Consider the following 20,988-nt stretch of genomic DNA (forward strand, 5'->3'; position numbering starts at 1 on the left):
CGATGAGAACCGACGTCCACCAGATGCTGGGTGACCTGCCGAAGGCCTACGCCGCGACGACCGACACCGGTGCGGAGCACCCGCCCCGGGACGACGACGACCCCGGTGCCATGCCGGCCGAGCTGCGCCGGTGGCTCGTGCGGCTGCGGCTGCTCGAGGGCGTGCCGTTCGCCAACCTCGTCGCCGACACCGAGCTCCTGCCCGAGGAGTCGATCCGCTGGTTCTACCTCGACCGGCGGTGGACCGACGCGCTCGTTCAGGGCGCCCTCTCGGCCGGCACCGTCAACAGCGACGACCGGGTGCAGCTCACCGCGCAGTACGACGCCGTCCGCGACGAGCTCGACACCGAGGAGCGCAACTATCGCCGGGCCGCGGGCAGCCCGCGCTTCGAGGGCAAGGTCGAGTCGGTGAGCGGCTTCCTGCTGCGCAGCAGGGCGGTGTCGGGGTGGCCGGGGCTGCACGTGCGTGCGTTCTCGGTCGACCCCGAGGAGGCCGACGACGCGACCTACCCCGAGGTCGACCCGCGCCGGATGCGGCTGCTGCGACTCGAGCGCCTCGCCCCCGCCGTCCTGCTCGTCCTCTTCGACGGCGTCCCCGCGGTCGTGCACATCGAGGAGCCGCGCCAGGGCGTGCAGTTCGGCTTCGACGTCGCCGCCACGACGGGCCAGCTCTCGGCGACGTTCCGGGCGCGCAAGCGCGACACCTTCGAGGACCTGCCCGGCGCCGCCAACGTCATCGACGTGCCCTTCCGCGCCGACGGGGCGCCGGGGGTCGTCGACATCCAGGCGATCTCGACCGAGCTGGCCAAGCCGTCGCACCCGGGCACCGGGGCGGCCGACGGCCTCGACTCCGCGGAGTACGCCCTCCAGCTCATCCGCTTCCCCTACCGCCAGGTCTTCGGTGACGCCGAGGGACCGACCGGCAACGTGCCCATCAAGACGGTCTTCCAGCCGCGGATCATGTACGCCGACCACGTCGCGCAGACGTTCGTCGCGATGAAGGACCCGCGATGAGCCAGATCCCGTTCGAGGTCTCCGGCACGGTGCTCAAGGCCACGGCCTACACCGCCCGCTGGGCAGCCCTCGCCGCCGCCGACACCGACCTCGCGACCTTCCAGACGTGGGACAAGCGCCTGTCGCGCGACCGGCGGATCCTCGTGCCCGTGGACGTCCAGGCCTTCGTCGCCCCGACCGGCGGGAGCGACCCGGTCGTCGCCGTGGCCGGACGCACCGGCGACCCGGACCCCTTCGACGCCGGGTCGCCCCTCGCTGCCGGGGTGCACCTGCACTGGGCCATGCCGGACTCGCTCCTGCGCGGCTCGACCGACCCCGTCACGGGTGACCTCCGGCTGCCGGTGCTGCCCGACCGCTGGGTCGTCGTCCGCCACCTCTACCCCAACGGCTCGCGCTCCATCCATGTCACCGGCTGGGTCGTCGACGCCGTCACCGGGACGGTCACCTCGCTCCTCGACTACACCGGTGCCGCGTCGTCCGCGCCCGTCGACGAGACCTTCACCCCCCTCGACGGGTTCCGTGGTGGGTCACCGCTGTGGACGGCGGCGTATGCCGCGTCGCGCAACCGCTTCGCGCTCCACGACCCGCTCACGGACCTGCCGGCGCTGGCCCCGGCGGCGCCCCAGGGCTGGGACGCGGGGCGGGCGGCATACACGGTCGCGGGCTGGTGGAGCGTGCGCGAGGAGGACCCGCTCGCCTCCGCCACCGGAACGGTCGAGCTCCAGCGGGTGCTGGCCGGTCTCGGCTGGGGTCTGGGCCGAGAGGGTGAGGACTCGTGGGACGAGCCGCCGGACCCGCGCGTCAATGCCCTTGTCCGCCGGATGGGGCTCACCTCGGCCAGGACCACCACGGCGACAACCTTCGTCCGCAAGTACGGCTCCGACACCGTCCAGGACGAGGACGTCGCACCCACCGCCGGGCTGCCCGTGCGCGCCACCGAGCGGACCTTCGTCGGCATCGGCACGACGCGCTACCACGCGCTCTGCCACGGCAGCGTCCTCGGCGTGCCCATCGACGGCTCCGTCGACGGCGTCGACGAGCGCCCCGCCCGGGAGGTGCTCGGTGCCTCGGCGGGGCTCGACCTCGACGACCTCGCCGCCGCCTTCGCCGCGCCGGGCCTGGCCACCGGTCTGGGCCTCAGCGCCGACCAGCGCCTGCTCGCCGAGCGGCTCGTCGCCGCCTTCACCGCAGGGACCCTGTCGGAGCTCGGCGCCCAGGACGGGCTCGCCGACCTCGAGGAGCGCGAGCACTCCGACGGCTTTTGGTCGCTCTCGGCGCCACCGGTCGAGGGCAGCCACGACGACGTCGTGCGCGCCGAGGACTCCTCGCCGTTCGGACCGACCCGGGTGGGACGCAAGGGCCGGGGCGCACAGGCGGCATCGGGTCTCGAGGAGGTCCGGGTCGAGTGGGCGACCGGGGTGCGGATGTTCGCCGACACGGCCCGGAGGTCCTCGTCGCGGGCCAGCGAGCGCCTCACCGAGAAGGTCCAGCGGCGCGATCGCGCCGGCACCCCGAGACCGACCGCGTCGGCGGCCGCGCCACCGGCAGGTCCCACCGCGCGCACCGTCCCCAAGGCGCCGCCGCGCCGCTACCGCCCGGCCCCGCTCATGGTCGCGGTCTCGGGCGTCAAGCCGCACCACCGCCACCACGGTGACGGGCTCCACGAGGGTGGGCTGCTGCGGTGCCGGTACCCCGGCGAGGCGCTCCCGGCCATCGACGGGGTCGTCGACGGACGGACCGTCGTCCCGACCCTGGGCAGCGGCGCCATCCCACCCGAGGTCACCCGGATCGTGCGTGAGGCGACCCTGCTCGACGGCTACCACCACGGCTGGCTCGCCGCTGCCGGTGCGACGCCCGGCAAGGACGTCGGCCCGGTCCACACCCGCCTCGTCTCCGAGCTGGTCCGGATCCACGGCTCGGACGCGGCCTACGACGGCACCGGGGTCGGAGCGCTCACCGAGATCGCGAAGCGCGCCTCCGACGGTGCGCTCAAGGAGACGTGGCACCACGCCGGAGCCCGCCGCTCGCCGGCCGCGGTCGACAGCGCTGCCGAGCTCGCGGCATACAGCGCCTATCCCGGGACGCCACCGAGCCCGGTCGCGATCACGACCTGGCGCCAGCCGTGGGTCCCGCTCTTCCTCGAGTGGCGGGTGCGGCTCGACGGCGCGGCCTCGCTGGAGGGCTGGACGCTCGGGACCACGGACCTCGAGGGCGAGCCCGTCGCCTCACCCCTCACGCGGACGTATGCCGGCCGCTCACCCCTGCACCGCGGCGTCGGCGACGCGCTGTCGAACGGGATCCGCGAGTGGCTCGTCGCCGAGCAGCGACGTGACGAGGCCGACGTGACGAGCTCGCAGCTCGAGGACGCCGACGAGGTCGCGCTCGGGGAGCTCGCGACCTTCCTCGACCCGCTCGACCTCGCGTCCGCCTCGCTCGACGGGCTGCGCGAGCAGCTCCTCGGCATCCGCTACTCGGGCATCGTCGTGCGCGACGAGGACACGAAGAAGCCGGTCGCGGACGCCCTGCCGGTGCCGGTCTTCGGCGGCACCGCCACCATCGAGGAGCTCCGGCTCGTCGACGCCTTCGGCCGCACGCTCGACGTGCCCGTCGACGACGTCGTGACGACGACCCAGCTCGACACCGGCACACCGGGCGAGCTGCGCCTCACCCCGCGGATCCAGAACGCCGCCCGGTGGCTCTTCCGGCTCGTCGACCCGGCGCACCCGCTCGGCAGCGACCCGGCGACGGCGCTCGAGGCGTGGGTGGACCAGGTCCACCCCGAGGTCGCGGTCAACCCGGTCTGCGGGTTCCTCCTGCCCGACCACATGGACGAGTCGCTCGAGGTCTTCGACCGCGCCGGAGACCCGATCGGCGAGCTCACCCACGACGCGATCACCGACGCGGTGACGTGGGAGCCGGCGCCCGGCCGGCCGATCCCCCCGGACGCGGGGCCGATGACGGCGCTGCCCGCGCACGCGCAGCACGTCGGGCTCTTCGCGGACGGCGTGGTCCGCGCCGACATCGCCGCCCGCAACGGGACCACCGACCCCGGCGAGTCGAGCTCCCTCACCGCGCTGCTGCGGGCCGTCGACTCGACGATGTGGTCGGTCGACGCGTTCTCGTCGCTCGGCACGCCCACCGTCGCCGGGCTCGTCGGCCGACCGATCGCGGTCGTGCGCGCCACCCTGCGGATCGACGCACCCGACGACGTCGACGAGGTGACGGTCACCGCGGGTGGCGGGGGGACCGACGCGGTCGCGGCGCGGCGCGCGGCATACGCCGAGCTGTCGAGGCACCGGTTCCCGGTGCGCATCGGCGAGCTGGGACGCAGCGACGACGCGGTGCTCGGCTTCTTCGTCGACGACGACTACGCACGGTTCCACGTCGTCGACAAGGTCGTCGCCGCGCTCGCCCTCGACACCGGACGCCACCGCGGGCAGCTCGGGCTGCTCGGCAGCAACGACGTGCCGGACGTCCGGCCGCTCGACCACCCCTACCTCGAGCTCGAGGACACCGTCGAGGTCCGGCTCGGTGAGACCCGGCGGCTGACGATCCTCATGCTGCCCGGCGGCAAGGCGCACCTCACGTCCGGCATCCTGCCGCGCAAGTCGCTCGCGCTCGCCGACGAGTGGGTGAGTCCGGGGCTGCGCCGGCTCGTCCCGTCGCTGCGCACCGGGCCCGTCCTCGTCGACCCGGCGCAGGTGCGGCTGCCCAAGGTGGCGTCGTTCGGTCCGGACCAGCAGTTCACCCGGCGCACCGGGCCGCTCACCTGGCGCGACGACCCGATCGTCGCGGCGTCGACCTCGGCCTACCTGCCGCCCATGCCGCACGAGGCCCAGGAGGGCTGGATCAGGGTGGCCCCCGCACCCGCGCCGAAGCCGGCAGCCGGTGGCGCCCAAGCCACACCGCCAGGGGGTGCCCCGTGAGCGACGTCGACGACGGCCGTCGCCGGGCCCGCGCTGCGCGCAAGGCGGTGCGCCGCGGCAACGCTCGCAGGCGACAGGCCTGGCGCGACGAGATGCGCGGCGAGCCGGACACCGCCGCCCTCGCCGAGGCGCTCCAGCGGCTGGCCGACGCCGAGGGCGAGGCCGCGGACGACGACGCCGCGCGCGATGCCCGCCGTGGTGGGCCGCTCGCCGCGCCGTCGGCCACGGCCGCCGGACGCTGGGTGCCGGTCGGTCCCTCCGTCGTGCGGCGCGGGCAGGCGACCGGACGGCCGCGGGTCACCGGCCGGATCAACGACCTCGCCGTCTCCCCGAACGGCCTGCGCGCGTATGCCGCGTCCGGCAACGGAGGTCTCTGGTACACCGAGGACGCCGGCGCGACGTGGGCCCCCGTGGGTGGCTGGGTGACGCGGGGCCGGGTGGCGGGCGGCCGCACCAACGCGCTCACCGTCGGCTGTGTGGAGGTGGTCTTCGGCGCCGACGCCGAGCACGACCTCGTCCTCGTCGGCACGGGCGAGGTGTCCGCGAGTCCCTCGCACTCGGGTGCGGCGCAGGGTGGGATCGGGGTGCTGTCCGCCGTCGGGCCGGTGACGCTGGCGGTCACCCACGACGACCCGTGGGAGCCCGACGTCAACGCGCTCGCGACCTTCGAGGGCGCGCGGACCTATCGGATCGCCCACGACCCCAACACCGACGTCGGCGCCACGAGCGGGGTGCGGGCCCACCGCGTCATCGCCGCCAGCTCGGCGGGCCTGTTCACCGGGCTCCGTCAGGCGGTGCCGGCGGCGGGCGGGTTCCCGGCCCGCGGCACCTACCGGTGGACCCCCTGCGCGCTCGCCCACGTCGGCGGGGCGGCTCCTGCCGGCTGGCCCGCCGCGCCGGTCTTCACCGACGTGCTCTGGCTTCCCGGTGGCCGGCTCGTGCTCGCGGTCGACACGTTCGGCCTCGTGACGAGCGACGACGCCGGGGCGACGATCGCCCCGGTCCCGACCCTCGGGCCGGGCACGGTCGTCGTCGACGACCGCATCTCGCTGGCGGTGGCGGCCGGCAACCGGGTCTATGCGCTCTTCGCCTCGGGTGGGCCCGCCGCGGTCCACCAGATCGCAGACGCGACGCTCAACCCGCCCGTCGCGCAGCCGCTGCTCAACGTGCCGAACGCGTTCCGCACCGGGCAGAGCGACTACGACCAGTGCATCGTCGTGGACCGTGCGCCGGTGCCCGCGCTGCAGGACCTCGACGGGACCGCCGACAGCACGGTGGACCGGCTCTACTTCGGCGGGAGCGCCTTCTCGCCCACGGGCACCGGCGGCTGGGTCGCGTCGCTGTGGGCGGTCGACGTCCAGGCTGGGCTGGCCGTGGTCGCGGCCCCCGGCCTCTCGACACTCGCGGACAGCGCGACCGACGCCGGGCTCATCGGCAACACGGTGCACTCCGACGTCCACGTCATCCGGCTCGTGGGTGCGCCGGGCAGCCGCACCGTGTGGGTGGGGTGTGACGGTGGGGTCTTCGTCTCGACCGTGGGCGGCCGGGCCCACTCCTTCGCCTCCCGTGGCGGTGGGCTGGCCACCCTCGAGGCGGGGTTCGTCGCCTCGCACCCGCTCTCGGGCCACACCCTCGCGATCGGGGTGCAGGACAACGGGGTCCTCCTTCGCACCGGCGACACGGTGTGGGACCAGGTGTACTCGGCCGACGGTGGTGGCGTGGCCTTCCACCCGACGCGTCACCACGTCCTCGTCGGGCAGGAGGTGCAGGGGGCGTGGCAGGGCAACGACGCCAGCTTCATCGACCCGCTCCAGCGCCAGCCGCTCGCCCCCAACTGGGGGTCGATCACCGCAGACCGCGAGAACAACCTCTCCTCGTTCTACTCCGGCGCCTCCGCCGTGGCCCACGGCGCCGGAGGCCGGATCGCCCTCGGCACGAACCGGGTCTGGGTCAGCGACGACCTGGGCGGGGTCGGTCCGTGCACCTGGCGGGTGCTGCCGGTGCACACGGTGGCCACCGGAGCCCCCGCCGGCGACCGTCGCACCGCCGCGGGTGCCGACATCAACCTGGCGTCCCAGAGCCGTGGCGTCCCGCACGGCGGTACCCCCGACATCGGCTTCCGCCGGGTCCACACGGTCCGGTGGGTGACGGGGACCGAGCTGCTCGCGGCCTTCGACAACGGCATCGTCCGGTGGACCCAGCTCGGCTCGGGCAACTGGGTCGACAAGCGGTGGTCGCTGCGCGCGAGCGCCGTCGCGATCCCCCGCACCCACGTCGTCACCGACGTTGCACCCGTCCCCGGGAGCCACGACTTCTACGTCACGACGCTCGGGACCCTCGGCAACGAAAGTGAGACGGTCTGGTGGTACTCCTCGACCACCGACCGGTTCCGCGCCACGGGTCTGCGACGCCGCCTCCCCGGTCCGCTCGGCGTGCTGGGTCCGCTCGACCCGGCATACGCCGCGGTCGTCGACCCGGGGAACACGACCGAGGTCTACGTCGGGACGGCGACCGGTGTCTGGCACGGGCACCGTCGCGACGACGCCGGGCTGCACGACTGGGACCTCTACGACAACGGCCTGCCCCAGACCACCGTCCAGGACCTCGGGATCTGGGTCGACCCCACGGTGCCGCCACTGCCCGCACCTCCCCCGCCGATCGCGACCCGCAGGCGGATGCTGCGGGCGGCGGTGCAGGCGCGCGGTGTGTGGGAGGTCGACCTGCTCACCGACGCCCGCCGCGAGACCTACGTGCGGGTCCACGCCGCCGACGACCGGCGCATGCTCCCGACACCGACGACCGACCCGCTGCGCCCCCCGGTCGCGGTCCTGCCGTCGCACAGCAGCCCCGACATCGTCGTGCGCCCCCGGGTCCCCGTGGCCGCCGCGCCCGCGTGGCAGGGCGGGCGGATCGACGCGCTCAACCCGAGTCCCTACGAGCTGTGGCAGTTCCAGACGGCGCTGCGGTGGCGCCATCCCAACATCGTCCCCACGGGGCAGTGGGACCCGCCGATCGGCGACATCGTCGCGTTCGAGCGGGCCCGGTTGGGGCTCCCTGCAGGGCAGTTCATCGACCGGGCCCTCTGGGACCCGATCGTGGCGACCCGGCTCGCGCCGAACCTCACGGTCGCCCCCGGTCCCGCGGGCTCGCTCGCCGTATGCCGTCCGGCCTGGTCGACGCCGACCGTCCCGAACCTCGCCGCCGGGGAGGTCGACCTCATGGAGTGCGTCGTCCCGCCGGGCACCAACGCCGGCCACTGGAGCGTCTACTCAGAGCCCTCGACCGTCGATGTCCTCCTGCACCACCGGGACTCGCGCGCCGTGGCCGCGGGTGACGCGTGGGCGGTGCTGCTGTGGCGGTTCGTCCCGACCCTCGCCGCCGGCCTCACCGCGCCGGTCGCGGGTGTGGTCGACCTGCACACCCGGGCGTGGACGTCGGCGGCGCAGGGTGGGCCGGTCCCGGGCGGGTGGACGGTCACCCGGCTCCCCGACGGCTCGGCCCGCCACCCGCTCTCGGCGCCGCTCGACGCCCGGTCACCGCGCGCGGTCTCGTTCGACGTCGACCTCACCGCGCCCGCCCTGCCGGCCGTCGCGCCGGTCGCCGCGGTCTTCCTCGCGCTCGTCGGGTCGTTCGACGACGACGTCGAGCCGCCCAACAACCCGATCCTGCCGATCGCACCGCTGCCGGTGACGGTCGAGCAGCTCGTCCGGCAGTGGCCGTATGCCGCGTGCCGGGTCGTCGCGCTGGCTCCCCGTCCGACGGTGGCCCTGCCGTGAGCGCCCCCTGACTGCAGTGGAACTCGCCCCGCACACGCGAACACCCCAGAGAGAGGTCTGACGATGGAACCGTTCTTCGAGCAGTACCCGGTCCTGCTCATCCCGATCGTCATCCTCATCGTCGAGGGGTGGAACGCCGTCAAGGCCGCCGTGCGGTCGTGGCGCGCCAAGCCCGAGAGGGTGCGCCGGCCGTGACGCGCCCGAAGGGGCGGTCGACGGACAGCAGGAGCGGCGAGTCCGAGCTCGCGGGTCGGCACGAGCCGCCGAAGCCGCGACCCGCGAACCCCTCGGACGCACTGGCCGAGCGCCTCGCGGCACGCGCCGCCGGCGATGGTGCGGATGGTGCCGCGGACGACTCCGGGATCGCGACCGGGGCCGCGGATCCAGCGGGTGGTGCCGCCGAGCCCGCCACCGACGCGCTGCTCGACGCCAAGGAGGCGCGCAAGTCCCGTCGCCGCAAGGCTCCCGGGCCGACCCGGGAAGGTGGAGCGGCGGACGCGACGGGGGCGGACGGCATACCGGATCTCGTCTGCAGCCCGGCCGAGGCCACCGAGCCGGGCGAGCCCACCGAGCGGCCCGGCGGCTGACGTGGTGAGGATCCGCACCGACCTGGCGCTCGGCGACGCCGCGACCGGGATCCAGACCGGGACGGTGAGCGAGCCGAGCGTCGCCGCGTCGGGCAGCGGGCTGTTCGTGACGGGCAACTGGTACGCGACGCACTCGCCGGACATGGGTGCGAGCTGGGAGTTCCTCGACCCGTTCACCGAGCTGCCGGCCGACCGTGGGCGCTTCGGGTGCGACCAGGTGGTGCTGCGCGTCGGCCGGCTGTGGGTCTGGCTGCTGCAGTACGAGCCACCGCGGGCAGGCCAGAACAACATCCAGCGGCTCGCGGTGTCGAGCACCGGTCGACCGCGGTCCTGGCGCTGGTGGGACCTCGCGCCGAGCGACCTCGTGCGCTCGTGGGACAAGGTGTGGTTCGACTTCCCCGACCTCGGGCTCACCCGCAGGCACCTCGTCCTCACGACGAACGTCTACGACGCGAGCGACCGCTGGGTGCGCGCGGTCGTCGTGCGGTGGCCCCGGGCGGGGCTGACGAAGGCGGGGCCGCTGCCCCACGAGTACTGGACGACGACCACGGCAGGGTCGCTGCGCCCCGTGGCCGGGGCGGGAGCAGGTGGCGCCGGCGACACGATGTGGTTCGGGTCGACCGACGTGTCGAGCTCGTCGCTGCGGGTGTTCGCGTGGCCGGACTCGTCGCCGTCGGTGACCCAGTGGTCGGTGCGGGTGTCACCGTGGGACGACAGCGACTACGACTCCGTCGGGCCGGCCGGCGGCGAGTGGCTGTCGCGCGCCGACGACCGGGTCACCGGCGCGTTCCGGGTCGGGTCGCGGCTCGGCTTCGCGTGGTCGTCGGGGCGTCGCGCGGACCGGCCGCACCCGTTCGTCCGCTGCGCCGTCATCGACGAGTCCACGCTCGACGTCGTCGCCGAGCCGGACCTGTGGTCGGCGACGGGACCGTGGGCGTATCCCGCGCTCGCCCCCTCGGTGTCCGGACGGGTGGGGATGGCGGCGTACTTCGGTGAGCGCAACCTGCCCGCCCTGGCCGTCGGGGCGCTGTCGGGGTTCCCGCCCAGGAGTGGCGGTGCCGTGCCCGCGTGGGAGATGGCGACGGTCGCGAGGTCGACGCACACGCCCACCGACGGCAAGTGGGGCGACTACCTGACGGTCCGTCCGCACCCGAGCCGGCGCACGTCGTGGGTGGCGGCAGGGGCGACGCTCCAGGGCGGGACGAACCGCCGCAACATCGAGCCGCGGGTCGTCGTCTTCTCGACCTGACCGCCCCGCGGACGCCGGGTCCGTCAGCGGGTGAGGTCGGCGAGGAGGGTGCGGGCACGCTCGACCGGCTCGTCGCTCGCGAGCTCGTCGCGGGCCGCGGCCGACTCCGAGTAGAGCGCGACCATGTCCTGGTAGGGCAGCGGCGGCAGACCCTCGTGGGGCAGCGCGACGGCGTCGTTCTGCGCGACCTTGCGCCGACCCAGCAGCGGGAGCATGTGCTGGACCGGGACGGCAGGGCGCGTGGTCTCGACGATGAGGTCGGTCGGGGTGGTGACGAGGCCCCGCACGTCCTCCCACGGGACGAAGACCTCGGACCCGCCGCGCAGCTGGTGCAGACCTTCCGGGGTGAAGGTCAACGTCCCGTCCCCAGCGCGGCCCGTGGCGCGCGCCCACGACAGGTAGGCCATGAGCCCACCCCCGACGAGACAGAAGGCCGCGGCGTACGGCTGCCCACCGAGCAGGAAGAAGACGCCCAGGACGAGAACCGCGACGGTCACGACCCACGCGACGATGCGCAGCGAGGGATGGCCGCGCCACGGATGGACCGCCAGCCCGTCGTGGCCGTGTGCCGAACCCCGGGTGACGACCTCGTCGAGGGGGCGACGCCGACGCGACAGCGCAAGGATCCCGATCGGGATGCCGAGGACGACGGCGAGCGCGAGGAGGCCACCGAGGGTGTCGAGCATCGCTCCTCCGTCCGCCGGGTCCTGTCGGTCCGGTCCGACAAGTGTGCCGGTTCGGGTGCCGGCGGACGCCCCGCAGGCGCAGGGGTCAGCGCGCGACGATGGCGGACCGCAGCGGGGCGGCGGTGACCTCGACGCCACGGATCGCGGACTCGGGCACGCGGTGCTCGCGCAGGGCGTTGGCGAGGGTGGCCGCGAGGCGCGCCCAGACCGGCGCGGTGACGGGCTCCCCGCCGGCGCGGACGAAGTCGAGGTGGGCGCCGGCGAGGCGCCGCAGGGCACCGACCGTCACGCCCTCGCCGGCCAGCATCATCATCGTCGTCATGACGTGGCGCCGCAGGGTCTCCTTGTCCATGCCGCCGAACCAGGGCCTGAGCTGCTCGTCGCCGGTGATCCGGTCGGTGATGCTCTGGATGACCCCGGACCAGGCGTCGCCGTCGGCGTAGTAGCGCAGCCACTCCTGGAGCGGCACCTCCTGCGTCCCGAGCCGCAGCGTCGGCGCGGTGCTGAGCCGATGGCCGATCGGCTGGTCGGCGAAGAGCAGGGCCGGGTCCGTGGTCGGGAGTGTCGGCGGCGCCACGGGCGCCGGGGATGACGCGGGCTCGGGCGCGGCCGCGGGTGGTGGCGGGTCGGTCGCCCGGGCGAAGGCCGGCCGGGGCGGGAGGACCGGCTCCGGTGCCGGACGCTCGGGCCCGAGCAGCTCGGTCGGCGCCGTCTCCTCGACGGTGCGCGTGGACGGGTCGCTCGCGGTCACGACGAAGATCGGCACCTCGTCAGCCGACACCGCGCGGATCTGCCCGGTCGGTGGCAGAGGCTCGGGCTCGGGTTCGGGTGCGGGCTCGTGCGGCGCGGGCTCAGCGGGCGCCGGCTCAGGAGAGGCCTGCTCGGGCATCACAGGCATCGGCGCCAGGGGCTCCGGCTCGTCCACGACGACCGGCGCGACGACGTCGTCCGCGACCGTCTCGCGCGAAACACGGGCGAGCCCGGCGTGGTAGTCGCGCAGGATCCGGTGGCGGGCGATGAGGGCACCGACGATGAGCAGGGTGCCCGCGACGATCATGAGCCACGGCCACATGACTGCTCCTTTCGCGGTGGACCCGGTGCGCACGTGCGCGTCCCGAATGTTCTCAGGTTCGCACCACGCACCCGGCGGCGGCTCGCGGGCGAAAGTCAGCGGCCGGCATACGACCAGAGCGTGCGCGGGACGACCATGCACCACGCGTCGAGCACGAGCTCACGCATCCGCTCCTCGTCGAGTCGGTCGAGACGGGACTCGACCCAGTTGAACCGCATCTCGGACTCGCGCGGCAGGAAGAACGTGTCGGGCTCCTGGGCGATGAGCCAGGCCCGCTCCTCCTTGGGGAAGGCGAAGCCCATCTCGGTCTCGGCGGCGTTGAACGCGACCCAGACGATGCTGCCGACGCGGAACTTCACGCGGTCACGAACGACGGCCTCGTAGGTGCGTGGCAGACCCTCCGCCACCGCGCGGACGTCGTCGATCGTGACCGCCATGGCACCAGCGTGGCAGCGGGCGCCGACATCCGGCACCGTCAGATCGGGCCCCTCTCGAGGGCATCGCGGTAGGCGTCGAGGTCGGGGTCCACGTCGCTGAGCAGGCGGAACAGCGCGGCCCGCAGCATCGCCTGCCGCTCCGCGCCGCTCGCCCACTGCGCCATGACCGAGGCGTCGGCGCCGAGGTGCAGCACGGCGTCGAGGACGCAGACGGCGTCGGCCCAGAGCGCCGGTCGCCAGTACGGCGCGAGGTCGATGACGAGGGGGATGCCGTCCTTGTCGAGGAGGACGTTGCCGGCGAGGTCGCCGTGGACGAGCTGGTCGGGCCCGATGGCGGTCGCGTCGAGGGCCGCGACGATGCGGGTGGTGAGCATGGCCACGGGCGTCGGCAGGCCGACCGGTTGCCTCTCGCCGAACGCCACCAGTTCCGCTCTGGTCCAGCGGTTCTCGCGATCCCGTATGCCGTCCGGCCGCGTCCCGACGCGCGCCGCCAGTCGCGCGTGGAGCAGGCGTCCGGTGGCGAGCAGGACGTCGAGGTCACGGCACGGGGTCGTGTCGGGTTCGTAGCGGCTGGCGCCCCAGCCGTCGACGACCCAGTTCAGGTCGCGGGTCGGGATGGGCATCGCCAGGCGCAGCGAGCGCGGGCGTTCGTGGTCGAGCTCGGCGGCCAGCGGCGCGACGACGGGGTTGAGCCAGCCGGCGGTGTGCGGGTCGCGCCCGGGTGACAGGACGAGGTCACCGGCGAGGACGCTGTGGCCGTGGCCGCCCTCGAGCGCCACGGCGTCGTCGGGCACGGCGAAGAGGTCGAAGACTCTGGCCGGCGGCTGCACGTCGCCCACGGTGCCACATGCGCCGTCGGCGGGACCGGGTCGATGGTCCCTGTCGCGCTCGCACCACCGGGTCTTGACTGTCAGTGCAGGCCGGACCTGCCGTCCCCGGACGCACCGGGAGCCACGACTCGCAAGGAGCACAGCATGGACAGGCTCGAAGGCCGCGTCGCCCTCGTCACCGGAGCAGCCAGTGGCATCGGCAGGGCCACCGCGTTCCGCCTCGCCGAGGAGGGAGCCGCCGTCCTCGTCACCGACATCCAGGTCGAGGCCGGGGAGGCGACGGTCCGCGAGCTCGTCGACGTCGGCCACCGCGCCGCCTTCCAGCGCCACGACGTGTCGAGCGAGGCCGACTGGGAGGCGGCGACGGCGCGCGCACTCGAGGAGTTCGGCGGTCTCGACATCCTCGTCAACAACGCGGGCATGGGTGACATCAAGCCGATCGAGGACACGACGCTCGAGGAGTGGGAACGCACGGTCGCGATCGACCAGACCGGCGTCTTCCTCGGCATGAAGGTCGCCGCGGCGGCCCTCAAGCGCTCGGGCAACGCGTCGGTCGTCAACATCAGCTCGATCTTCGGCGCGAGCGGCGGGTTCGGCACCTCGCCCGCCTACCACGCCGCGAAGGGAGCGGTCCGCACCCTCACGAAGAACATCGCGCTGCACTGGGCGACCCAGGGCGTGCGGGTCAACTCGATCCACCCGGGCTTCATCGCCACCCCGATCCTCGAGCAGGCACGTGGCACGGACATCTGGGACGGCATGACTGCGCTCACCCCGATGGGTCACCTCGGCCGGCCGGAGGACATCGCCGCAGGGGTGGCCTACCTCGCGAGCGACGACGCGGCGTTCGTCACCGGGCTCGAGCTCTACATCGACGGGGGCTACATGGCGCGCTGACCCCGGCCACCACGAAGGACGCCGTATGCCGCGGAGCCGGCTCCACGGCATACGTGCCCGTGGTCGTGGGATTTGCCCGAAGGGCTGACGCGGTCGGGGTGGCTGCGGGACGATGGAGGGTCGGACGTTCTGGTGACAGGGGTGCCAGATGAGTACGAGCTACGAACCTCCACCGCCTTCGGGCAGCGCACCGATGAGCGACGCCCCGGACCCGGTCGTGGCGATGATCGAGACCGCCGGCCTCACGGTCGGGCCGGGGGTGGCCGACTCGGTCGCGTTGGCAGCGGCGGCGCACGGACAGCGCTACAGCGGGAGGAGGGCAGACGGCCCCCTCGTCAACCGGAGCACCTTCCTCTGGGCGCTCGGTCGCACCGACGACCGAGTGCGAGCGGCACTCGCAGAGAACGGGATCACCGTCGAGGCGCTCGCGGACCTCCTGGGTATCGGAGAGGACCTGGCGCCGTCGAGGGAGCCGTACGGACTCGACCGCGAGCTGACCCGGGCCCTCACCACCTACCTCCAGCCGAGCACGGCGCAACCGACGGTGACGCCATGGTCGCTCGCGCTCGCCGTCCTCGGGGACGTCGTGGCCTTCGGGGGCCTGCTCGACACCCGGCTGCGGGGCATGGGCGCCGATCCCACCGCGATCGTCAACTCCCTGCTGCGCCACACCCCGGTCGATCCGTCGCCGGTCGATCCCTCGCCGTCCACGCCCCAGGGTGACCTGCCGGTCATGAAGGACATCACACCCGAGCGGTTCGGGGTCGTGGTGCCACAGGGCAGGACCGGGCCGCGGCCCTATGTCGAGCGTGACGTCGACCCCGAGCTGCGGCGGCAGCTGCGCGAGCACGTTCCTGTCGTCACCGTGGTGGCGCCGGGTGCGAGCGGCGCCTACCGCACGGTCTACGAGGCGCTGAGCCGCGAGCGTCCGGATGCCCCGGTGCTGCTCCTGCACGAGTGGCTCGAGGGGCGCACCGGTGAACGCCAGCCCGACCCGGGCGAGATCGAGACCCTGCTGCGCAGCGGCGCCGAGGTCGTCTGGGTCCGCAACCTCGGCGAGCTGGTCCTGCTCCACCCCGTCCTCGAGGCGTGGTTCCGCAGCCGGGGGGACGCCGTCGCCGCGACCATCGTCAGCGTCGTGAGGCCGGACTTCGTGCAGCAGGCACGGGGTCTGGGTCTGCTCCCCGACGACGCCGTCGAGCTCGCGGCCGGGTTGTCGGCGGCCGAGCAGGCGCGCGCGGAGGAGCTCTACGAGGGAGACGTGTCCCAGGTGGGCTCGATCGCGTCGGCGACGGTGCGACGGACTGCCGTCCGGCGCGCCAACTACGCCGCCGACTCGGCGAACGCCGCCCTGCTCGACGAGGGTCACGACGACCTCGACATCCGTGCCGACGTCGACATGCTCGCGCGGCTCATCGCGTCGAAGGACGTGCACCCACCGCTGTCGATCGGCCTCTTCGGGGCGTGGGGGTCGGGCAAGAGCTTCATCATGAAGCAGGTCCAGCTGCACATCGACCGGCTGGCGGAGCAGTCGAAGCTGCTCGAGCAGCGCAACGCCGAGGCGAAGGCCAAGGACCCGGATGCCGCGACGGAGGAGACGGGATACCTGCGCGAGATCCTCCCGGTCGAGTTCAACGCGTGGCAGTACGCCCACGGGGAGGCGCTGTGGGCCTCGCTCATCAACCGTGTCTTCGAGCAGATCCGTGAGCGCCTCACGGACGACAAGCGCTACCAGGAGATGTTGCAGGACCTGGCCGACAAGGACGAGCACGTCGCGCAGGCCCGGCGACGGGTCAGTGCCGCGCAGGACGAGCTGAGCAGGACCACTCCTGCGGCGGCCGACCGGGTCATCGGCGTCGTCGCCGCCGACCACGACATGGGCGCGAGATCGACGTCCCAGATCGAGGTCGCCCTCGACGTCGACGTGGCCAGGCAGCAGGTGAGCGACCTCCGGGTCGAGTACGACCGACTGCGGAGCACGGGCTCTCGCCTCCGCAAGGGGTGGGAGATCGCGCCCGCGTGGCGCAGGAGGACCGTTGTCGTCCTCGCGATCGTCGCCGTCGCAGCCGGCCTGCTCTACTGGGCCGCGCCGGACGCGTTCGCCCACGTCGTCACCGCCGGCGCGGGGGTCCTCAGTGCCGCCGTCTCGCTCATCACCGGACTTGTCGGGGTGCTGCGACCGGTGAACCAGGGCCTCGACCAGGCGGCGAAGCTGTTGCGGGCCGACGAGGCGGACAAGGAGAGGCTGCGTCGAGCGCAGGACGACCTCGTGCGCGCCACCGAGGCGCTCGCGGCGGCGAGGACCTCGGGCCTGGCCGGGCTCTACGGCTTCGTGAGCGACCGGAGCGCCGCTGCCGAGTACCGCCAGCACCTCGGCATGGCGCCGATGATCCGCGACGACCTCGCCAAGCTGGCGTCGCTGGCTGAGGGGAGCAACGGCACGCACGGCATCGAGCGGATCGTCATCTTCATCGACGACCTCGACCGCTGCCCGGCCAAGGAGGTCATCAGGGTGCTCGAGGCCGTCAACCTCCTCTTCGGCTTCGAGCTCTTCGTCGTGGTTGTCGCCGTCGACTCGCGCTGGCTCATCCGTTCTCTCGACGGCCAGTTCAGCGAGGCCTTCGACAAGGGTGACCCCGAGGCGCCCACGCCGCAGAACTACCTCGAGAAGATCATCCAGATCCCGTTCTGGGTCCAGCCGATGGACTCCGGCGGCTTCGGCAAGCTCGTGACGAGCCTTGCGGGCGAGGTCGACGCGTCACCACGTCGCGTGGCGCCCGAGGTGTCGGGGGGGTCCGGGTCGGCCGACGGTGATGGTCACGGCGCAGCCCTGCCCTCGGGCCTGGTGTGGGATGGCCACGGACCGCAGGCTGGGGGCGGGGCCGGTGTCACGAGTCCTGATCCGGACGGGAGCGGGTCCGCCAGCCCTCTTGGCGGGACAGTCGGCAGCCTGAGCGTCCACGGCGACCGCGACACTCCCGTGGTCGACCCGGTGACGGAGGCCGCGGAGGACCTCAACCCCGCCGCCCTGCGCCTCACGTCGGACGAGCGCGACGTCATGATGACGTTCCTGCCCCTCATCGCGACGCCCCGGGCCGTCAAGCGCTTCCTCAACACCTACCAGCTGCTCCGCGTCTCGGTCGACGACGTCGACGCGTTCCTCGAGCGCAGGGAGTACGAGCCGGTCCTCGTCCTCCTCGCCCTCATGACGGGCACCGCACGGCTCGACGACGGCATGCTCCGCCAGCTCAAGGCGATGGGCCAGCCGAACCTCGCGCGCTTCCTCGAGGGCCTGCCGAAGCGACCCCCGGCAGATCAGAAGGACCCGTATGCCGGATGGCGACCGGTGAGCGTGGCGTGCGCCACGCTCCCTGCCGAGAAGCTCACCCCGGAGCTCATCGACCACTGGATGCCGCGGGTGGCGCGCTACTCCTTCCACGCGGTCGATGCGTGAGGCCGACCGCGAAGAGGCGTCACCGCACCAAGGGAGAGGTCAGATCCATCGGCGCACGCGGGCGCAGTAGTCGTCGTAGGCCTGCCCGAACGTCGCCCGCAGAGCCTCCTCCTCGGGGGCGATCTGGAACCGGTCGATCGCCGCGACGAAGCCGGCCACCGGGAACCACGGCGCGAGCCCACCTCGTGCCACGGCGTGGGCGGTGAGCAGACCGGCGAGCCCGACGTACATCGGGTTGCGTGTCACCGCATTCGGACCGTCCGTGACGAGCGTGGTCGCCCTCGTGGGCTGCGTCGGGTCGACGGTGGTGTCTGCGGCGCGGAAGCGGCGGATCGTGGCGCCTGCCAGCCCGGCGCTGCCAGCAGCGAGCGCGAGGGCGAGGACCCGTCGGGTGGAGCCGGCCGAACCGTGAGGCGCGAGTGCGTGCTGGACCCCCGCGGCAGCGAGCGCGAACACGGGAGGCGGCACGTGCGGCATACGTCGACGATCCCACCCCGCGTCGCCGGCGTCACCCGGTCTGCGGTATTCAGTCCAGGGCGGGCAGGCCGCCGCGACGGCCGAACAGGAAGTACGCGCACGGCCCGACCGTGTTGACGAAGGTGGCGCAGGTCCACGCCCACTTGGGGCCCTTGACCTCGGCGGGCGTGCGGCGGCGCAGGTCCCGCAGCGCGGCGCCCTGCAGGGTCACCTGCACCGCGGCGCCGAGCACGACGAGGCGGCGCTGGGTCGGGGAGAGCTCGGACCAGGACTTCTTGCGCTTCACGGCTCACTCCTGATGGGTTCGATGCGGCTGGCTCGCAGGACCACTCAACTCGCGCGACCCCGAGCAGCGGCAGGGTCCGAGGTCCCGACTCCACGCGAGGGCGCTGCGGACGGGCCGTGAAGGCACGGGCTGCCTCCCGCCGCCGCGGCGTCGAACGTGGTGCGATGGACGCTCCCAGCCACACCACGCGAACCCGGAGTCCGCCATGACACCCGTCGCCCAGGGCCGGCCCCTCTACCGCAGACCCGAGGAGCTCGGCCGGCGCATCGTCGGCGCCGTGGTCGCCTTCGTGATCAAGGCCTACGGCGCCGCCGCGGCGTTGAGCGTGGCGTTGAGCAGCTCGGAGTCCGTCGGCGGCAAGGCGTACGACGCGGTCCACGCGGTGCCCAACCTCACCGAGCGCTACCACCAGGCGGCCTACGTCGTCGAGCACCGCGAGCAGGTCCAGGCCACCCTCGACTACGCGCGAGACCACGCCCCCGACCCGCAGCAGCTCGACGCCGCGGTCCAGCGGAGCTCAGCGACCGTCGACCGCATCAGCACGACCTACGACGAGGTCACCGCGGCCAAGGACGCGCTCCTCGGCATCCGCCCGACCAACATCCTCGACACGGTCCCGCAGGTGAAGGACCACATCCAGGCAGCCTGGGCCGGACGACCCTCGCTCGAGTCGATCAAGGAGCTCGAGGGCCAGGCGCAGAACGCGCAGGCCTTCCTCACGCAGCTCAACCTCCAGGACCCCGTGGTCCGCAGGATCTACGCCGACCTGCGCAGCGTCCTCGACAACTTCGCGAGCGACGAGATCGCCTCGACCCTCGGTGTCATGGGGTTCGCGCTCGCCCTCGCGTGGGCGATGAGCATCGCCGTCGGCTTCTGGAGCCGCAGGGGAAGACCGGGACTCGTCGCCGGCACCCTCCAGCGTTGGGGTGCTCGGCGCTTCCGCCCCTGGTACGCCCACAACCTCGAGCACGCCATGGGCGCACCGATGTATGCCGTGGCGCGCGACCGCATCCGGCGCGACATCGTCGCGGACCCGGAGCAGGCCCTCGACCCCGAAGCCCTGGCCGAGCTCGAGCGCTGGTTCGAGCGCCGACGTGCCCTCAGCTCGGCATCGTCCGCAGCCGACTGATCTGCCCCTGAACCGCGGGACACCAGGAACGGACGCCCCTGGTGTCCCGCGCCCACGTCAGGACGTGAAGTACTCGTTCCGGCAGCCTGTGGTCGTCCGCATCTGCTGAGCAGGCGACCAGACCCAGTCGCAGACCGTCATGCGGACGCTCACACCGTCGGCGATCCCACCGTCGGCGACGCAGCCGTTGTACGTGAGGTTGCCACCCCAGGCCCATCCGCCCCCCTGGACCGAGGCCGTCGCCCCGTCGCCGTCCCCGTTGACCATGTCGCACATGACGATCCGGTTGTTCGGGTCGTCGTACCAGCCGTAGGACTTCCCACTCGCCGAGTACAGGTAGTGGTCTGCTGCCTGGGCCGGCGCTGCCATCGTCACCACCGCCACGGACGCCATGGCCGCGACCGCGGCCGCCGAGACGAACTTCGACGCCATCTTCATGTGCTTCTCCCCTGGTTGAGTGCGCGAGGCACGGGCGCACCTCGCGACGGATGTGGACGAGGGAACCCCACTCGATGAACCCCCTGGGCGCGGAGATTATCGGACCCGGGAGCAGGTCAGGCGTCAGCGTCGCAGGGCATTTTCAGGTGCCCGACCGAGCGCCGATGGGCCGTCGCGCCTGTGCCCTCCGCAGGTGGCTGAACCGTCGGGCGGCCATGACTCCGACGACGGCGAGCATGCCGACGAGCAGACCTTGGTATGCCGTGTGGGCACCTGTGCGTGCGGAGTCCGAGTACCCGCCGTCGAAGAAGCCCGACACGATGCAGACCGGCTCGACGACGGCGAGCAGGGCGCTCGCGACGAGGGCCGGGCGGCGACGGCGACCGGACGCCACCCAAGCGGCGACGAGCTGGGCGAGCATCATCGGGACCGGGATCGACAGCCGCCCGGTCGGACCCATCGCGTCGAGGAGGGTGTCGGCGAGACCGCCGGCGACCGACACGAACGCCCCGCCGACCGAGACGGCCGCGAGCACGACGGCGGCGACCATGACGGTCCTCTCGGGGGCGGCCGAAGGGTGGGTGCGGTTCCCACGCTCTGGGTGGGACGGCATACGGAAGTCGGCCGCGGAGCGGTCGCGGGTGGGGAGGTTCTGGGAGGTGGTCATGGAGCCAGAGTCCCGGGAGGCGCTTGAGCCGGGCTTGCGCGCGACTGGCGCAGGCAAACCTGCC

17 protein-coding genes are annotated in these 20,988 nt (G+C 73.4%); 9 read left to right on the top strand and 8 right to left on the bottom strand.

The annotated features are described in order from the left end of the window. Window positions 1-2 precede the first annotated feature (2 nt). From KLO01_RS06695 to KLO01_RS06715, 6 genes are all read left to right on the top strand, one after another. Entirely contained in the window at window positions 3-1,013 is a 1,011-nt protein-coding gene (locus KLO01_RS06695) for a hypothetical protein (protein WP_147063426.1), read from the top strand. After that, window positions 1,010-4,939, top strand: coding sequence for a hypothetical protein (locus KLO01_RS06700; protein ID WP_147063428.1), 3,930 nt, complete (start codon window positions 1,010-1,012; stop codon window positions 4,937-4,939). The genes KLO01_RS06695 and KLO01_RS06700 overlap by 4 nt, the downstream gene beginning before the upstream one ends. Then, window positions 4,936-8,715, top strand: coding sequence for a hypothetical protein (locus tag KLO01_RS06705; RefSeq protein WP_147063430.1), 3,780 nt, complete (start codon window positions 4,936-4,938; stop codon window positions 8,713-8,715). Before KLO01_RS06700 ends, KLO01_RS06705 begins: the two co-directional genes overlap by 4 nt. Window positions 8,716-8,778: 63 nt before the next feature. After that, entirely contained in the window at window positions 8,779-8,910 is a 132-nt protein-coding gene (locus tag KLO01_RS17485) for a hypothetical protein (protein WP_275938372.1), read from the top strand. Then, window positions 8,907-9,302, top strand: coding sequence for a hypothetical protein (locus tag KLO01_RS06710; protein WP_147063432.1), 396 nt, complete (start codon window positions 8,907-8,909; stop codon window positions 9,300-9,302). The genes KLO01_RS17485 and KLO01_RS06710 overlap by 4 nt, the downstream gene beginning before the upstream one ends. Before the next feature lie 4 nt (window positions 9,303-9,306). Next, the gene (locus KLO01_RS06715) at window positions 9,307-10,551 is read left to right on the top strand and encodes a hypothetical protein (RefSeq protein WP_147063434.1); all 1,245 of its coding nucleotides are present in this window, start codon (window positions 9,307-9,309) and stop codon (window positions 10,549-10,551) included. 23 nt (window positions 10,552-10,574) lie between these two features. Here the strand turns inward: KLO01_RS06715 and KLO01_RS06720 are convergent, their stop codons facing one another. The 4 genes from KLO01_RS06720 to KLO01_RS06735 all read right to left on the bottom strand — a co-directional run bounded on the left by KLO01_RS06720 (window position 10,575) and on the right by KLO01_RS06735 (window position 13,585). Beyond that, on the bottom strand, window positions 10,575-11,237 hold the full coding sequence (locus tag KLO01_RS06720; RefSeq protein ID WP_147063436.1) for a hypothetical protein: 663 nt from the start codon (window positions 11,235-11,237) through the stop codon (window positions 10,575-10,577). Between the two features lie 85 nt (window positions 11,238-11,322). Next, entirely contained in the window at window positions 11,323-12,309 is a 987-nt protein-coding gene (locus KLO01_RS06725) for a globin family protein (RefSeq protein ID WP_147063438.1), read from the bottom strand. Window positions 12,310-12,404: 95 nt separating this feature from the next. Next, window positions 12,405-12,746, bottom strand: a complete 342-nt coding sequence (locus KLO01_RS06730) for an MmcQ/YjbR family DNA-binding protein (RefSeq protein WP_147063440.1) — start codon at window positions 12,744-12,746, stop codon at window positions 12,405-12,407. Between the two features lie 38 nt (window positions 12,747-12,784). Beyond that, complete coding sequence (locus tag KLO01_RS06735) at window positions 12,785-13,585, bottom strand: aminoglycoside phosphotransferase (RefSeq protein WP_246136093.1); 801 nt, start codon at window positions 13,583-13,585, stop codon at window positions 12,785-12,787. Window positions 13,586-13,720: 135 nt separating this feature from the next. On the opposite strand from KLO01_RS06735, the gene KLO01_RS06740 reads away from it, so the two are divergent. Further along, a complete protein-coding gene (locus KLO01_RS06740; protein WP_147063442.1) occupies window positions 13,721-14,473 on the top strand; it encodes an SDR family NAD(P)-dependent oxidoreductase in 753 nt (250 codons plus the stop codon). A gap of 193 nt (window positions 14,474-14,666) precedes the next feature. After that, window positions 14,667-17,927: a KAP family P-loop NTPase fold protein gene (locus KLO01_RS06745; RefSeq protein WP_147063445.1), complete on the top strand. Its 3,261-nt coding sequence runs from the start codon at window positions 14,667-14,669 to the stop codon at window positions 17,925-17,927. Between the two features lie 39 nt (window positions 17,928-17,966). On the opposite strand, the gene KLO01_RS06750 is transcribed toward KLO01_RS06745, so the two are convergent. Both KLO01_RS06750 and KLO01_RS06755 read right to left on the bottom strand, forming a co-directional pair. Further along, window positions 17,967-18,404, bottom strand: coding sequence for a methyltransferase family protein (locus KLO01_RS06750; RefSeq protein WP_147063447.1), 438 nt, complete (start codon window positions 18,402-18,404; stop codon window positions 17,967-17,969). A gap of 49 nt (window positions 18,405-18,453) precedes the next feature. After that, complete coding sequence (locus tag KLO01_RS06755; RefSeq protein ID WP_147063448.1) at window positions 18,454-18,690, bottom strand: PLD nuclease N-terminal domain-containing protein; 237 nt, start codon at window positions 18,688-18,690, stop codon at window positions 18,454-18,456. 205 nt (window positions 18,691-18,895) lie between these two features. On the opposite strand from KLO01_RS06755, the gene KLO01_RS06760 reads away from it, so the two are divergent. Continuing rightward, window positions 18,896-19,819 (top strand): hypothetical protein, encoded by a 924-nt coding sequence (locus KLO01_RS06760; protein WP_147063450.1) that lies wholly within the window; start codon window positions 18,896-18,898, stop codon window positions 19,817-19,819. 57 nt (window positions 19,820-19,876) lie between these two features. Here the strand turns inward: KLO01_RS06760 and KLO01_RS06765 are convergent, their stop codons facing one another. After that, on the bottom strand, window positions 19,877-20,257 hold the full coding sequence (locus KLO01_RS06765) for a hypothetical protein (RefSeq protein WP_147063453.1): 381 nt from the start codon (window positions 20,255-20,257) through the stop codon (window positions 19,877-19,879). A 142-nt stretch (window positions 20,258-20,399) separates the two neighbouring features. Beyond that, on the bottom strand, window positions 20,400-20,924 hold the full coding sequence (locus KLO01_RS06770; RefSeq protein ID WP_147063455.1) for a hypothetical protein: 525 nt from the start codon (window positions 20,922-20,924) through the stop codon (window positions 20,400-20,402). Between the last annotated feature and the right edge of the window lie 64 nt (window positions 20,925-20,988).

Source organism: Knoellia locipacati (assembly GCF_007992835.1).
Taxonomy (GTDB): domain Bacteria; phylum Actinomycetota; class Actinomycetes; order Actinomycetales; family Dermatophilaceae; genus Knoellia; species Knoellia locipacati.

What these genes read in the sequence shown, in the direction of transcription:
- KLO01_RS06695 (WP_147063426.1), top strand. Translation starts at nt 3, where the DNA reads ATGAGAACCGACGTCCACCAGATGCTGGGTGACCTGCCGAAGGCCTAC.
- KLO01_RS06700 (WP_147063428.1), top strand. Translation starts at nt 1,010, where the DNA reads ATGAGCCAGATCCCGTTCGAGGTCTCCGGCACGGTGCTCAAGGCCACG.
- KLO01_RS17485 (WP_275938372.1), top strand. Translation starts at nt 8,779, where the DNA reads ATGGAACCGTTCTTCGAGCAGTACCCGGTCCTGCTCATCCCGATCGTC.
- KLO01_RS06720 (WP_147063436.1), bottom strand. Translation starts at nt 11,237, where the DNA reads ATGCTCGACACCCTCGGTGGCCTCCTCGCGCTCGCCGTCGTCCTCGGC.
- KLO01_RS06725 (WP_147063438.1), bottom strand. Translation starts at nt 12,309, where the DNA reads ATGTGGCCGTGGCTCATGATCGTCGCGGGCACCCTGCTCATCGTCGGT.
- KLO01_RS06730 (WP_147063440.1), bottom strand. Translation starts at nt 12,746, where the DNA reads ATGGCGGTCACGATCGACGACGTCCGCGCGGTGGCGGAGGGTCTGCCA.
- KLO01_RS06740 (WP_147063442.1), top strand. Translation starts at nt 13,721, where the DNA reads ATGGACAGGCTCGAAGGCCGCGTCGCCCTCGTCACCGGAGCAGCCAGT.
- KLO01_RS06745 (WP_147063445.1), top strand. Translation starts at nt 14,667, where the DNA reads ATGAGCGACGCCCCGGACCCGGTCGTGGCGATGATCGAGACCGCCGGC.
- KLO01_RS06750 (WP_147063447.1), bottom strand. Translation starts at nt 18,404, where the DNA reads ATGCCGCACGTGCCGCCTCCCGTGTTCGCGCTCGCTGCCGCGGGGGTC.
- KLO01_RS06760 (WP_147063450.1), top strand. Translation starts at nt 18,896, where the DNA reads ATGACACCCGTCGCCCAGGGCCGGCCCCTCTACCGCAGACCCGAGGAG.
- KLO01_RS06765 (WP_147063453.1), bottom strand. Translation starts at nt 20,257, where the DNA reads ATGAAGATGGCGTCGAAGTTCGTCTCGGCGGCCGCGGTCGCGGCCATG.
- KLO01_RS06770 (WP_147063455.1), bottom strand. Translation starts at nt 20,924, where the DNA reads ATGACCACCTCCCAGAACCTCCCCACCCGCGACCGCTCCGCGGCCGAC.